The organism is Microcoleus sp. Pol7_B2 (genome assembly GCF_036701035.1).
GTDB lineage: Bacteria > Cyanobacteriota > Cyanobacteriia > Cyanobacteriales > Microcoleaceae > Microcoleus.
In genome coordinates this window covers 1-13,415 of record NZ_JAUBQB010000044.1, presented here as the reverse complement: position 1 = coordinate 13,415, position 13,415 = coordinate 1, and the positions used below count along the sequence as shown (strand labels likewise).

The 13,415-nt window shown below is 45.4% G+C and carries 11 protein-coding genes; 6 read left to right on the top strand and 5 right to left on the bottom strand.

The genetic code is table 11. The annotated features are described in order from the left end of the window. Positions 1 to 25: 25 nt before the first annotated feature. Positions 26 to 706: a sigma-70 family RNA polymerase sigma factor gene (locus QUA57_RS17175; RefSeq protein ID WP_333062488.1), complete on the bottom strand. Its 681-nt coding sequence runs from the start codon at positions 704 to 706 to the stop codon at positions 26 to 28. 541 nt (positions 707 to 1,247) lie between these two features. On the opposite strand from QUA57_RS17175, the gene glgA reads away from it, so the two are divergent. Together glgA and QUA57_RS17165 are read left to right on the top strand one after the other, a co-directional pair. Beyond that, positions 1,248 to 2,723, top strand: a complete 1,476-nt coding sequence (gene glgA, locus QUA57_RS17170) for a glycogen synthase GlgA (RefSeq protein ID WP_333062489.1) — start codon at positions 1,248 to 1,250, stop codon at positions 2,721 to 2,723. A 769-nt stretch (positions 2,724 to 3,492) separates the two neighbouring features. Further along, positions 3,493 to 4,542: a Fe(3+) ABC transporter substrate-binding protein gene (locus tag QUA57_RS17165; RefSeq protein ID WP_333062491.1), complete on the top strand. Its 1,050-nt coding sequence runs from the start codon at positions 3,493 to 3,495 to the stop codon at positions 4,540 to 4,542. A gap of 65 nt (positions 4,543 to 4,607) precedes the next feature. Here the strand turns inward: QUA57_RS17165 and QUA57_RS17160 are convergent, their stop codons facing one another. Together QUA57_RS17160 and QUA57_RS17155 are read right to left on the bottom strand one after the other, a co-directional pair. After that, positions 4,608 to 5,129, bottom strand: a complete 522-nt coding sequence (locus QUA57_RS17160; RefSeq protein ID WP_333062493.1) for a pentapeptide repeat-containing protein — start codon at positions 5,127 to 5,129, stop codon at positions 4,608 to 4,610. A gap of 36 nt (positions 5,130 to 5,165) precedes the next feature. Next, complete coding sequence (locus QUA57_RS17155) at positions 5,166 to 6,887, bottom strand: iron ABC transporter permease (protein ID WP_333062494.1); 1,722 nt, start codon at positions 6,885 to 6,887, stop codon at positions 5,166 to 5,168. 126 nt (positions 6,888 to 7,013) lie between these two features. On the opposite strand from QUA57_RS17155, the gene QUA57_RS17150 reads away from it, so the two are divergent. Continuing rightward, positions 7,014 to 8,102 carry an ABC transporter ATP-binding protein gene (locus QUA57_RS17150; protein WP_333062496.1) on the top strand — a complete coding sequence of 363 codons (1,089 nt, stop codon included), beginning with the start codon at positions 7,014 to 7,016 and terminating at the stop codon, positions 8,100 to 8,102. Between the two features lie 489 nt (positions 8,103 to 8,591). Here QUA57_RS17150 and QUA57_RS17145 read toward each other — a convergent pair whose 3' ends face one another. After that, positions 8,592 to 9,362: a TerC family protein gene (locus QUA57_RS17145; protein WP_333062497.1), complete on the bottom strand. Its 771-nt coding sequence runs from the start codon at positions 9,360 to 9,362 to the stop codon at positions 8,592 to 8,594. 338 nt (positions 9,363 to 9,700) lie between these two features. On the opposite strand from QUA57_RS17145, the gene psaM reads away from it, so the two are divergent. Both psaM and QUA57_RS17135 read left to right on the top strand, forming a co-directional pair. Next, positions 9,701 to 9,796, top strand: coding sequence for a photosystem I reaction center subunit XII (gene psaM, locus QUA57_RS17140; RefSeq protein WP_015174804.1), 96 nt, complete (start codon positions 9,701 to 9,703; stop codon positions 9,794 to 9,796). A 285-nt stretch (positions 9,797 to 10,081) separates the two neighbouring features. Then, positions 10,082 to 10,498, top strand: coding sequence for a slr1601 family putative cell division protein (locus tag QUA57_RS17135; protein WP_333062500.1), 417 nt, complete (start codon positions 10,082 to 10,084; stop codon positions 10,496 to 10,498). Positions 10,499 to 10,721: 223 nt separating this feature from the next. Here the strand turns inward: QUA57_RS17135 and ctpA are convergent, their stop codons facing one another. Continuing rightward, positions 10,722 to 11,960, bottom strand: a complete 1,239-nt coding sequence (ctpA, locus tag QUA57_RS17130) for a carboxyl-terminal processing protease CtpA (protein ID WP_333062501.1) — start codon at positions 11,958 to 11,960, stop codon at positions 10,722 to 10,724. A gap of 602 nt (positions 11,961 to 12,562) precedes the next feature. Here ctpA and QUA57_RS17125 point away from each other — a divergent pair. Then, the gene (locus tag QUA57_RS17125) at positions 12,563 to 13,357 is read left to right on the top strand and encodes a DUF4347 domain-containing protein (protein ID WP_333062502.1); all 795 of its coding nucleotides are present in this window, start codon (positions 12,563 to 12,565) and stop codon (positions 13,355 to 13,357) included. Positions 13,358 to 13,415: the final 58 nt, after the last annotated feature.

Below are 13,415 nucleotides of genomic sequence, written 5' to 3'. Positions count from 1 at the left end.
TTTTAGGACAGGATTTGTCCTGCCTTTATTCCAGATATCCTTGATTTTTGGCAAAATTTCGCAAGCGGGGCAGACATTCTCTTTTATAAAAATTGGGGGCGGTTGACGGTGGCAAGTTAAATTCAAGAGCAATGTTTTTCCAGGGAGTCTCCGGGGGAAGACGCCTCAGAATTAAGATTTGGCAAGTGACATCGGGGCGTTCTTTAAGGTGAACGCTTCTTAATTCCCCCTCCGGATCTGCCCGCACCCATTTTTTTGTCTCTTCTAGGATGGCTAGCGGACTATCAGAATAAGTCGGCGGGTTTTCGATATTATTGATCAGGTTAATTTCTGCTGAGTCTTCTGACATCAACGGTAAATCACGTCTAACTTTTTCCTGCGTTCGTTCGATAGTGAAGTCTTTCAGCCGCATCTTGAGATATTTGTCCAGCCAAGTAATGACGCTGCCCAGATTGCGATCGTAAGGTTTGTTTGCGGTGTTCGCTTCGCAAACATTGCGACAAAAATACACCCAAGTTTGCTGTAAAGCATCGTTGTAATGAGGCGTGTCTTCTTGCCAAAGTTTGCCGGATTTTACAATCAGCCTCACTATCTCGCTGAGTTTTTCCCGCCGCATCAAGCTTTTGGGCGGATGCGAACAGGCTTCAGCAACTAGCTGTTGCAGTTGTTGGTTTAAATTGTTTTCCTTACCGTTGGTGTCGGGCATCGGCGAGCGCCTCCTTAAGAGTCTCTGGATGAATGCTGGACACGGCATTTGCTGGTTTAAATTCCAAGATAGAATCCCTGATTTGATTAGTCCTGGACGCATTTCAAGGTAATTGTGTCATTGGCAAGTGAAATGAAGAATCTCAAACCCTTGCAACACCTCCCTTGAATGCGTAAGTCCTGTGGATGTTTGGCAGCCGAACAGGTGCTCTGTGCCAATCAGTTATCAGCATCGTGCGAGAAAATTTCGCGCAAATTAGGCAAAAATTTTTAAAATATTTAGTTGACAAATGCCAGCAAATGGGGTATTAAATCGATTTGATATTGAACCCACGGATGCGTTCTCTGCCTCGTCTGCGGTTTAAATAATTCAGATCTGAGCCGAAACGGTATCACCGATCGCCCGAATCTGCCCTAACATCCCCTACCTGTGCGTATTTCCCTGTATTCCCAATGGCCGACTTGCTTATTTGCCGAGAACTCATATACTTTGTCAAGTTAAGAAAATATTTTTTTGATTCATCCAGGAGCGAGAAAAAAAAATGTACATAGTACAAATTGCCTCGGAGTGCGCCCCCGTTATCAAAGCAGGAGGTTTGGGCGACGTAGTTTACGGCTTGAGCCGGGAGTTGCAGAATTCCGGCCACTGCGTCGAGATTATTCTACCGAAGTACGACTGCATGAGGTACGACCACATTTGGGGACTTCACGAAGCCTACCGGGATCTGGCTGTGCCCTGGTACGGCGGCGAAATCTTATGTGATGTCTTGTGCGGCTGGGTGCACGGGCAGTTGTGTTTTTTCATCGAACCTCGCTCTCAAGATAACTTTTTCAATCGCGGCTGTTATTACGGCTGCAATGACGACAATATGCGGTTTGCATTTTTCAGCAAAGCCGCGTTGGAATTTTTGCTCAGAAGCAACAAGCGTCCCGATGTGATTCACTGTCACGATTGGCAAACTGGTTTGGTTCCAGTCCTGCTGTTTGAAATATACAAATACAATTGGATGGAATATCAGCGAGTCTGCTATACCATTCACAATTTCAAGCATCAAGGCATGGGAGGTAGCGATATTTTGCAAGCAACGGGTTTGCACAGACCGGATTATTATTTTGATTACGATCGCCTCCGAGATAACTTTAACCCTTTTGCTATCAACTTTATGAAAGGTGGTATTGTTTACTCAAACTTTGTCACCACGGTTTCGCCACACCACGCTTGGGAAGCTCACCTCGGCGAGTTTGGCTACGGTTTGGGTCACACATTGCACTTGTATCAAGAGAAGTTTCGCGGGGTGCTCAACGGCATTGATTATGATGTGTGGAATCCCGAAAGCGATCGCTATATTCCGCACCACTACACTAAGGATGATTTGGCAGGAAAAGCCAAAACTAAAAAAGCTTTGCGCGATCGGCTGTTACTGCGCGATGCTGACAAGCCTATTATTACCTTTATCGGTCGTTTGGACGACCAAAAAGGCGTTCATCTCGTCCACCATGCAATTTATTACTCTCTGAGTAAGGGAGCGCAATTCGTGCTTTTGGGTTCCGCGACGGAAGCGGGAATTAACGCGCATTTCCAGCACGAAAGACAGTTTTTAAATGACAATCCAGACTGCCATTTAGAACTAGGTTTTAATGAGGAACTGTCGCACTTAATTTACGCCGGTGGGGATATGATTGTGGTTCCCAGTAATTACGAACCCTGCGGGCTGACTCAGATGATCGGGTTGAGGTACGGTACTGTTCCTGTGGTGCGGGGAGTTGGCGGTTTGGTGAATACTGTGTTCGATCGAGATTACGACACCCGCCACCTCCCGGAAGAACGCAACGGTTACGTGTTTTACCAAACCGACTACGCCGCTTTGGAGTCGGCGCTCGATCGGGCGATCGGATTGTGGTATGACTATCATGATGAATTTGAAAAACTCATGCTTCAAGGCATGAATTGTGACAATTCGTGGAAATATCCAGCTAAAGACTATGTGGAAATTTACGAGCTAATTCGACACAAATAATCCTTAGGGTATCCAGTGTGCACCTTATTAAATGTAGGGTTCGCACTGCTAGCCCGCTTCTTGGTGGCTGTTGAGCCTGGTCGCGAAGTCTGACAGTTGATACATGGCGGTGACGAGAATCGCCATGAGGTGGCTCTTGCTTTGTTTTTGGGAGCGCGAGATGGTTTAAGGAATCTTTTTACATTTATCTTGTGGGCCAAATCTAATAAAACCTCTGGAAGTTGTTGTCGCTCGCAATTAGTATTTTTTTTAAAGCACTGTCTGCCATCAAAGGGCAGACAGTCAGAAACATACGGGGGATAGGGCTTGGGAGTTTTTGGAGATGTCTATTGCAAACAAGTTGTGATACCTATTCAGCAAAAATCTTTGTCATAAATACAGTCCTGGACGCATCAAGACCTTCATAAGCAAATTTTTTGGCGTTGCGTAATAACAGCATGATTTTGATTTTTTTTGTGGATGGCCCCATCAGCCCGAAGCCGTGTATTTTTACAGCAGGCGGGACACCCTACAATCATCCTCAAATTGTGCAATGCCAATTTTTTACCTAATCTGCGGGCTACCCCACAGTCTTTTCGTAAAAAAAATTGCCTGTTGAGCGAAGTCGAGACGGGATTTCTGACCACGGGTGCGTCACCCCTAAAATAGTTACGCTCTCGATCATCAAATAAGAATTACTTGCATTAATATAGTAAAGCAATGACTATAGATGGCTGTAGATACACCATCGTGTCAATTACCAGATGAAAAAATCTATTATTATAGAACAATGAGCATTTCTCGGCGTATTTTTCTTGCCAGCGGTACAGCAATGGCTGTCGTGGCAGTGGGGGAACTAAGCAAAAAAGCCCCTGTCGCAGCCCAAACCGGCACTCTCAACCTTTATTCAGCACGTCACTACGACACTGATAATGAGTTGTACCAAAGCTTCACCAAAAAAACTGGGCTCAAGGTTAACCTCGTTGAAGCGGAGGCTGACCAACTAATTGAACGGATCAAAAGTGAAGGTGCAAATAGCCCTGCTGATGTTTTCATCACGGTGGATGGTGGCCGTTTGTGGCGGGCAAAACAAGCAGGTATTCTGCAACCTGTGTCTTCACAAGTGCTGACATCGGCAATTCCAGCAAGTTTGCGAGATCCTCAAGGTTTCTGGTTTGGTCTATCGCGTCGGGCACGGGTGATTGTTTATAACAAAAGCAAGGTGAACCCTTCCCTGTTGTCAACCTATGAGGCGCTGACAGAACCTCGGTGGAAAGGCAAAGTTTTAGTGCGATCGTCCACTAATATCTATAATCAGTCTCTGGTTGGGGCTATGTTAGCGGCTCATGGAGCTCAAAAAACAGAAGCTTGGGCGCGAGGATTGGTGGCTAATTTTGCGCGTCCTCCAGAGGGAAATGATACAGCGCAAATCAAGGCGGTTGCTGATGGGGTAGGCGATATTGCCATTGTTAATACCTATTATGTAGCTCGCTTAATGAAATCGAAAGATCCAGCAGAACAAGCGATCGCGGCGAAAGTAGGTGTATTTTTCCCGAACCAGCGCGATCGAGGTACTCATGTCAATATTTGTGGTGCCGGTGTAGTCAAAACCTCGCGTAACAAAGCAGGCGCGATCAAATTCTTGGAACACTTAGCCAGTCGCGAAGCGCAACAAATTTTTGCTAGGGGTAATTACGAATACCCTGTGATTTCAAATGTGGCGATCGATCCTACGGTTGCCAGTTTTGGTACATTCAAATCTGACCCTCTCAACCCTGATGTGTTTGGGAAAAATAACCCCGAAGCTTTAAAGATTGCCGATCGGGCAGGATGGAAATAGAGGCTTTTTGAACAAAAAGCTACTCTTTGTGATTCGGCGGTTTCAACCGCCGAATCCCATCAACTTTAATTTTTAATTTTACCATCCGGCATTATAGCACCTTTCAGATTTGCCCCTTTCAGGTTTGCCCCAGTCAAATCAGCACTATTTAAGTCAGTTTCACTTAAATCGGCATTACTGAGATTGGCATTATTCAGTTTTGCCCCTCGCAAAAAAGCCCCCTTGAGATTTGCATTACTCAAATCAGCATTTGTGAGATCCGCAGAAAATAAACCTGCTTTTTCCAGAGAAGCACCTTTTAAATTTGCACCTTTGAGATTGACGCTATCGAGTAAGGCTTCATTAAGTTTGATTTTTTCTAGCACAGCGCCTTCCAACTTAGCACCATTAAGATTAGCGCTTGTTAAATCAATGTCACTTAACTTGGTATCAGTCAGGTCACATCCTGGACATTGCTTAGTTTTTTGTAATGTTTCGAGGGGACCTGCCACTTGTTTTTGACATCCAAAGGTGACAAAAACAGTAAGTAGTAAGAAGAAGATTGTGCCAGTAGTGCGGGTAAACATTGGTGAATTTTTATTAATCATCTTGATTGGTAAAGGGATAATGTTAACGGTTAACGGTTAACTGTTAACCGTTAACTCTGTTGAAGACTTGCGCGATCGCGCAATTTTCCAACTTAATAAAATAACCGGTAACATCCCCACTAAAACAATTGCGAGTGCAGGGCCAGAAGCTTCAGCCAATCGCTCATCTGAGGCAAGTTGATAAGTTCGCACAGCCAATGTATCAAAATTAAAAGGTCTAATAATTATAGTAGCAGGTAACTCTTTCATCACATCAACGAATACTAACATCATGGCAGTTAGTAAACCTCCCGTCATCATTGGTGTATGAACTGTAACTAAAGTTTGCATCGGACTATAACCCAAACTTCTCGCCGCATCATCTAAATTAGGCTTAATTTTGCTCAAACTTGACTCTACCGCATTTAAAGAAACAGCTAGGAAGCGAACTATATAGGCAAATACCAAAGCTGCGATCGTACCACTTAACAACAAGCCAGTAGAGATTCCGAAGTTTTCACGCATCCAACTATCAAATAGATTGTCAAAATTTCCAATGGGAACCATAATCCCCACTGCAATGACAGAACCAGGTACAGCATAGCCCATTGCCGCAACTCTCGTTCCAAACTGCACTCCTAAATTAGGATACAACCGTAAGCCATAAGCCATAATCAAGGCAATAACTACTGCTAAAATTGCTGTCAGTGTTGCCAAAATTAAACTATGACGGGCAAAGATCCAAAAACGTTCATCTAAAGTGAGTTGCCAATTAGCTAAGGTCAACTTGACTAAAAGACCTGCTGGCAATAAAAAACCAAAAAACAGTGGCAAAAAACAAGCAATTACCGCTAGAATTTCCCTAATTCCTTTAAGTTGATAAGTTTGCAGTTGGCGATACCGGCTGCTAGCTTGATAATATTTAGTGCGACTTCGAGACCAGCGTTCTACTAAAATTAAACCCAGAACAAATAATAATAGCATCGCCGCTAATTGATTGGCTGCAATTCGTTCTCCCATGCCAAACCAAGTCCGATAAATACCTGTGGTAAATGTATCAACTCCAAAATACTGAACAGTGCCATAATCGTTGAGAGTTTCCATCAAAGCCAATGCTAAACCTGCTATAATTGCTGGTCTTGCCATTGGTAAGGCAACTGTAATAAAACTCCGCCAAGGGCTACAACCCAGTATTCTACTAGCTTCTAGCGTACAAGTGGATTGCTCCAAAAAGGCAACTCTTGTTAATAGGTAGACGTAGGGATATAAAACTAAGATTAGCATTAAGATTGCTCCAGGGAGCGATCGCACGTTAGGAAACCAATAGTCTCCATAACTCCAGCCAAAAATATAACGCAAAGCAGTTTGAACTGGACCTGAAAATTCTAAAAAGTCTGTATAAGTATAAGCTAAAACATAAGCTGGGGCCGCTAAGGGTAACAGTAATGTCCATTCAAATACGCGACTGGCCCGAAAGCGACACATTGTTACTAGCCACGCACATCCTACGCCAATCACGACAACACCAAAGCCTACGCCGATCATTAACAATAAAGAGTTGACTATATAACGGGTTAAAACTGTATCGGTTAAATGTTGCCATGTATCTTTAGCTTCAACAAAGATACTGGATAAGACACCGATCACTGGTATGGCGATCGGCAATGCTAAAGCGATAACCGCAAGTGTCCACCCACTAGCGGATAAACTGCGTAAGGTCGATCGCCCTTGGATTGTCCTGATTCCTGTTTGTTGTAGTGATTGTTGGGAATTTTTCATCGCTAGTAAAAAGTCTAGCTTGCTATTTTATCAGTAGGTGTAAACATTTGTCAAGTCTTTCTGACAAAATCTCTCACTAAACTGGTTTATTGTAAAATAGTAAGTTGTTGATTATTTATAGCAATAATGGCTCGACCGATAATTCTGCATTTAGATGGTGTAACAAAACAGTATTCCCAAGCAGCATCACCTGCGGTGGCATCTGTCACCCTGACCTTACATCAAGGAGATATACTGGGGTTGTTGGGGCCATCGGGTTGTGGGAAAACAACTTTGCTGCGGTTAATTGCTGGTTTTGAACAGCTACAAGCAGGGACGATCGCTTTAGCAGGAAAAACTGTAGCGAGTGTTAATATGTCAGTTCCGCCGGAACAGCGAGACATTGGTATGGTGTTTCAAGACTATGCACTTTTCCCGCATTTGACAGTCGCGAAAAATGTAGCTTTTGGCTTAACGCATCAAGGAAAAGAGTCAAAGCATAATATTCAGAAAGGTGTCGCAGAAGCATTAGCGTTGGTGGGATTAGAAGGATTGGAAAAACGTTATCCCCATGAATTATCGGGGGGTCAGCAACAGCGAGTGGCCCTGGCCCGTGCTTTAGCCCCTAGACCTGCGATTATTTTACTAGATGAACCGTTGAGTAATTTAGATGTACAAGTACGGTTAAGATTGCGTCAGGAAGTGCGCGAGATTCTCAAAGCAACGGGAACCTCTGGTGTATTTGTCACGCACGATCGCGAAGAAGCACTTTCGATTTCAGATTGGGTAGCGGTGATGCGTCAAGGCAAATTAGAACAGTTTGGCACTCCAGAAGAAGTTTATCAAGAACCAGCCTCTCGATTTGTGGCTGAGTTTGTGACGCAAGCTAATTTTGTTTCTGCATCGCTAAAGCAGGATTTTTGGGAAACAGAAGTAGGTTGTTTTGCTGTTAAAGGAGATTCATTTGTAAAGGTTCCTTGTGATGCTTCTACTGAAGGAGAATTGATGATCCGGCAGGAAGATTTAAGTTTATTCTTAGATGAAAATTCGGCTGTTGTGATTTGCGATCGCCAATTTTTAGGCAGAGAAAATCGTTATTGTTTAAAAACTCCGTCAGGCGAAAAGTTATATGCACTTACAAGCACAGGAAATGTTTTTCCCATTGGTTCTAAAGTTCGGTTATCTTGTGGTGATAATTCTCCCTTAGCTTTCTTTGTCGGTAAGCCTAAGCGATAGCTAATTGCTAATTGCTAATAGACCTCTCCGAAAAAGAATCTAAAACCGTTGTCTTATGTAGAAAAGGTTACTTGCAGCCACTCAACAGGAAGGTTAAATTTTTTCCGGACAGGTGAAATGCGATCGCCTGCAACCTCTTCCCCTCACTCGCCCTCTTTCCCTCTCCTCAAAAAATACAGCCACCAGCAAGGCTTAAATCAGAGCCGGATCGATCGCCAATATGCCGCCAACCCCCTCAGCCACCAATTCCCCTCGCTATCCCACCAGTCTAACCATTGCTGAGTCTGATTTTGATAACGGTCTTCCCATAGGCTTAATTGTACTCCAATGAGTTCTATCTGCTAGTGAAAGAAACAATATTACCAAAAAATAAAAGCCTTTCATCCCCGGACTAACGTCACCGGTATGAAAGGCTTTGGCACATTTTGACCAGCCTTCAATCTTGTTGGTTTGACAGATTTAAGCTAATTTTATTCAAATGAAAGTATGTTAATTTTCGGACTTTTGTCCTTGTGATTCTCGCACAGCAACTTCTGAATCCGGCTGATTCAGAGCCATTTCTAGAGATTTTGCAATCTCCACTGACTCAGGAGTACGCTTAGAAAATCCCCAGACAAACATCAAGACGATACTGGAAACTAGCAGCCATTGCGGAGGAACTAAATCTGGATTAATTACTTTCACCAACAACCGCATTCCCACGAACCCAACTGTGATGTAACCAGCACTTTCTAGGTGAACGAATTCATCCAGCCAGCGGATGAACAACCCGGCCATGAATCGCAGAGCAATAATTCCAATAGTAGCGCCTGTTACGACGATAAAAGTGTTATCAGAAACAGCGATCGCAGTAGTAACGCTATCCAAGGAAAAGGCTAAATCCGTAAAAGCAATCATGGGAATTGCTTGCCACACAGACGCAAATCTGGGCCCGTGATGTTCTCCTTCGGAGTCGGTCTCTGAAGTAAAATGTTGGAAAACAAGCCACAGCAGGTAAAGAGCACCCAGCAGTTCAAACTGCCAGTATTGGATCACCCAAGTAGCCGTTAAAATTAGGGCGATCCGCAGTACAAAAGCAATTATCAAACCAACGTTGAGAGCCTGTTGCTGTTGCTTGGCATCTTCCAAACCTTTAGAGATAGACGCCAGGGCGATCGCGTTGTCAGCCGAAAGTACAGCCTCCAAAGCCACCAAAACCAACAATAATAAAAAGCCGTCAACTCCAAAATTGGGTGAAGCGTCGAGAAATTGATCTAGCATTAACTATTTTGTGCACCTAAAATTGGCAAGGATAGAGCGCAGCGCAAATTACCCGCTCTGTCTAACATTAGTGTCACCTTCATTTAAATCTTAACCTAACGCGGTAATTCTGTGGGAGGCGATCGTCCGAACAACGTCCGAAGGAAGCAGTCCCAGGAAACCAGGAAAAATTCTCCCCCTCCGACACTCAAAAACTCCGCCACTGCGCCACTGCGCCACTATACCACTCCTCCCGGGACCCACTATTTTTGTTGCAAGTTGTAACAAATGATTCCCAAAAGCGCCAATTTGTCTCAAATTGGTGAAAGCTCGTCCCCGCGAAAAGGAGTTTTGCGAATATGTCTTTAACAGATACCCAAGTCTACGTAGCGCTCGTAATTGCTTTGATTCCCGGAATCTTGGCTTTCCGGCTGTCAACTGAACTGTACAAATAGTTTCCAGACACCAGTTGCGAACCGCAAAACGCCTGCCTGAGCAGTTAAATCTCTCGCATTACAGATACAGACAATTGCTGCCCCAGTGCAGTAGATTGTTTGTGTTCAGCAAGACGAGACTGCAAGGGCAGGCATTTTTATGGGAAAATTCCGTCTTCAGGCGTCACCTTTGTCTCAACAATTTTGGCTGTCAGCACCCTGACTAACAGCGGCGAGTGTGCGTTAAGCTCAGAATTTGCTCTGTTGAACTCTAAAACGTCAGTCTCAGGTATTTGAAAAAACATTATGCAAGCGATTCAACCCACCGTTACCCCACTGCGTCCTGTAAAAAACTCCCCTCGGGTTACTCCAGGTCGCAGCAGCAGCCGCCAGCGTTCCTACCCTCACCAAACCCTCGCGGCCGAAACAGGCGTCAAGTTGGCAGTCAACATGGTACTTTCAGTCTGTGCCACTTCTGCTTTGCTTCAGCTTTGGCCTCACTACCGGGCGGTGCAAGAAAAATTGCACGAAATCCAAGCTGAAGTCAATCTTACCCAAGGGCGAGTAAATCAGTCGCGATCGGACTTTAACCGCTACTTTGACCCTAGTCTTGCTAAAACTGTGATGCAAGAGCAAAGCAACCAAGCTGACCCGCAGCAGCGTCAGGTCATTTTGCAAGAAGCCGATGTACCCGAAGCCGAGGAATCAACCCCCCAACCTTAAGGGAACAGCAGTTTTGGGTTTGGATATCACGTCCGATGTGCATCATTCTTTTATGTCATTGGTTCGCACAGCGAACAATGACAGATGAATCTGTCGGACGTGATATCACTTTTGAGTAAAAGAGTTTTTAGGATGATTCTTGTCTGTCCGGGCGAACGAAACGCAGAGACAGACAGACCTGCGTATTGTCACCTGTTGGAATCTCAAAACTTCAAACTCCGGGTTATACTGACTTTGCCAGCACGGTTTTTTCTTTCAGTAGTTGCAGTGCAGCTTGATATTGCAAGTCTGCTGCGGTGCCGATTTGATCGCGCGCGATAGGTTCCAAAGGCACTACGCGATCGGGCGCAATCCCCAGCTTGTTAATATCTTTATGGTTCGGTGTCTCGTACTTAGCAACAGTCACGGCCAACCCGGAACCGTCAGACAAATCAAACAGCGACTGGATCAGCCCTTTGCCAAAAGTATTTTCTCCTACCAGTTGAGCTCTGCCGTTATCTTGCAGCGCACCCGCCAAAATTTCGCTAGCACTGGCAGTTCCCTTGTTCACCAAAACAATCAGTGGATCATTAGTTAGGGCTTGTCCAGAGGCTTCAAAACTGCCGAGAATTCCTTGTCTGTTCACCGTGTAGACGATCGTCCCGGAATCGAGCCACAAGCGGGCAATTTCAATTCCTGCTTGCAACAGTCCGCCCGGGTTGTTCCGCAGGTCGAGAATGTAGGCGGCGGCTCCTTGTTTTTCCAAGCGGTCGATCGCGTGAGCGACTTCCTCAGTGGCGTTAGCGCTGAATTGACTCAAGCGAATGTAGCCCACCGGCAAATTTTCTGAACCCGACTGCAATTCGGCGTAAACCGGATTCAGAGCAATGCGATCGCGTACTAGCTCAATGTCCTCAGCAGCGTCCCTTCCCTCGCGGCCCAAGGTCAAGGTAACGGCAGTGCCGATGCGGCCGCGCATTCGAGTTGCTGCTTCGTCTAGGCTCAATTCTGAGGTGGGAGTGCCGTCAATTTTCAGAATGCGATCGAGGGGTTGGATGCCAGCTTTATCCGCCGGTGAGCCGGCCAAAGGAGCCACCACTGTCAGGGTATTTGTCTGGGGGTCGATAGCAATTTGCAGCCCCACACCCGTCAATTCTCCCGAAGTGTTGACCTGCAAGCTGCGGTACTGTTCGGGTTTCAGCAGTCGAGTGAACGGGTCGTCAAGTTTCGCCAGCATCCCCTGAATCGCCGTGTAAGTCTGCTGTCTGTCGTTAAGCGGTTCCTTGACAGCTTTTTGGCGAATCGACCACCAGTTTTGAGAGTTGAAGCTGTCGTCCACATAAGAGCGATTGACAATTCGCCAAGCTTCGCTCAATAGCTGCTGTTCAGGAGTCAGCGCCGCGGCAGGCTGGGCCCACCCGCCTAGAACCAGGACGACTTGGAGGAAAAGTACAATAGCAATCTGGAAAACTCGTCTGTGCATGATTGTTCTGTAAAATACCAGTAAGTATTACATTTTATGTATTTTACGTTTGTACGCTGGGAACGCTGTTGCAGATTTAACCCGCCTTTTGAACGATCGCGAGCTTCCCGCTGGCACTTGTAAATAAATATAGGCGATCGGTCGTCGATGATATTACGCGATCGTCTCAGGAATAGGGCGCGATTCGCTTGCGCCCTCGGCTGGCGCGACCAGCGAGGGATTGCTTGTAAACCTTGTTTGACTCTCCGCAGAGATACTAAAGACCGCCTGACTATCTCCATTAGTCGTGGACGCATCGGAGTTGAGAAACCGGGTTTGATGTATGAGAAGACGCATTCTCGCCCTCAGATTCGGTAAAAAACTTGGTTTCTGAGTCTCGCAGTGCGTCCAGGACTATCTGTCTGGATGCAACAAGATTGAGTGGCATCCGTACATCATCGATACGTTAAAAATTAATGATTATATAGTTGGTTAAGTTCTCAAAACTTATATGAATTTTTGATAACGCAAGTGGGAAAAACAAAGATTTTTTGATAGCTGCTAAACAAAAACATCAGTCATAGGATATCCTAATATCCTATTTTAATTTTAGCAGGTGTGTCATGTTAAACTCACTAACTCCACTTTCCACAAAAGCGATCGCATTTATCGATGCTGCCGTCCCCGACCCTCAAATCTTAATCGACGGCGTTATCCCTGAAACCGAGGTAATTCAATTAGAGTCAAACCGCAACAGCCTAGAACAAATTGCCGAAGCTTTGCAGGGAGAGCAATTTTCAATAATTCACATTATTGCCCACGGGCAACCCGGTTGCGTGCAACTGGGGAACGTTGAATTGAGTTGGGAAAATTTGAGATATCGCGCGGGTAATTGCGTAGCAGCAGTCCAAGCATGGGCGCAATCCCTGACACCAAATGCCGAAATTCTCCTCTACGGCTGTAATGTTGGCCGAGGAAATATAGGCAAAGCATTGGTACAGCGTTTGAGTCAACTAACAGGGGCAAGTGTTGCTGCTTCTGAGAATCTGACAGGTTGTGCACAAGGCGGCGGCGACTGGGAATTGGCAGTGACAGCGGGGACAATCAAAGCTGGCATTGCATTTGGGCCAGAAGCGATCGCAGCTTACGGCCACGTTCTCAATACGTTTAAACAAACACCTACTGGCTTGACAACAGGAAATAGCCCTACAGCTATTGTTAGCCAGGACTTTAACGGAGATGGCCTTCTCGATTTAGCAGTAGCTAACAGAAATTCTGACAGTGTGTCGATCTTGTTGGGAACAGGTCAAGGTAATTTTGGAACTGCTACTAACTTGACCTTGGGGAGTGCAGGATCTCCCAGCGGTATTGTGGCGGGCAATTTTAATGGGGATTCGCTTCCAATACGGTTCAGTTAAGGCTCAAACCCTGGTAAATTAGGTATTGTTTCCAAAAATGGAGAGTAAGTTAGCGTGC

Excerpts from the sequence above, each read along its gene's own strand:
- psaM (WP_015174804.1), top strand. The coding sequence starts at position 9,701 with ATGTCTTTAACAGATACCCAAGTCTACGTAGCGCTCGTAATTGCTTTG.
- QUA57_RS17165 (WP_333062491.1), top strand. The coding sequence starts at position 3,493 with ATGAGCATTTCTCGGCGTATTTTTCTTGCCAGCGGTACAGCAATGGCT.
- ctpA (WP_333062501.1), bottom strand. The coding sequence starts at position 11,960 with ATGCACAGACGAGTTTTCCAGATTGCTATTGTACTTTTCCTCCAAGTC.
- QUA57_RS17135 (WP_333062500.1), top strand. The coding sequence starts at position 10,082 with ATGCAAGCGATTCAACCCACCGTTACCCCACTGCGTCCTGTAAAAAAC.
- QUA57_RS17150 (WP_333062496.1), top strand. The coding sequence starts at position 7,014 with ATGGCTCGACCGATAATTCTGCATTTAGATGGTGTAACAAAACAGTAT.
- QUA57_RS17160 (WP_333062493.1), bottom strand. The coding sequence starts at position 5,129 with ATGATTAATAAAAATTCACCAATGTTTACCCGCACTACTGGCACAATC.
- QUA57_RS17155 (WP_333062494.1), bottom strand. The coding sequence starts at position 6,887 with ATGAAAAATTCCCAACAATCACTACAACAAACAGGAATCAGGACAATC.
- QUA57_RS17175 (WP_333062488.1), bottom strand. The coding sequence starts at position 706 with ATGCCCGACACCAACGGTAAGGAAAACAATTTAAACCAACAACTGCAA.
- glgA (WP_333062489.1), top strand. The coding sequence starts at position 1,248 with ATGTACATAGTACAAATTGCCTCGGAGTGCGCCCCCGTTATCAAAGCA.
- QUA57_RS17125 (WP_333062502.1), top strand. The coding sequence starts at position 12,563 with ATGTTAAACTCACTAACTCCACTTTCCACAAAAGCGATCGCATTTATC.
- QUA57_RS17145 (WP_333062497.1), bottom strand. The coding sequence starts at position 9,362 with ATGCTAGATCAATTTCTCGACGCTTCACCCAATTTTGGAGTTGACGGC.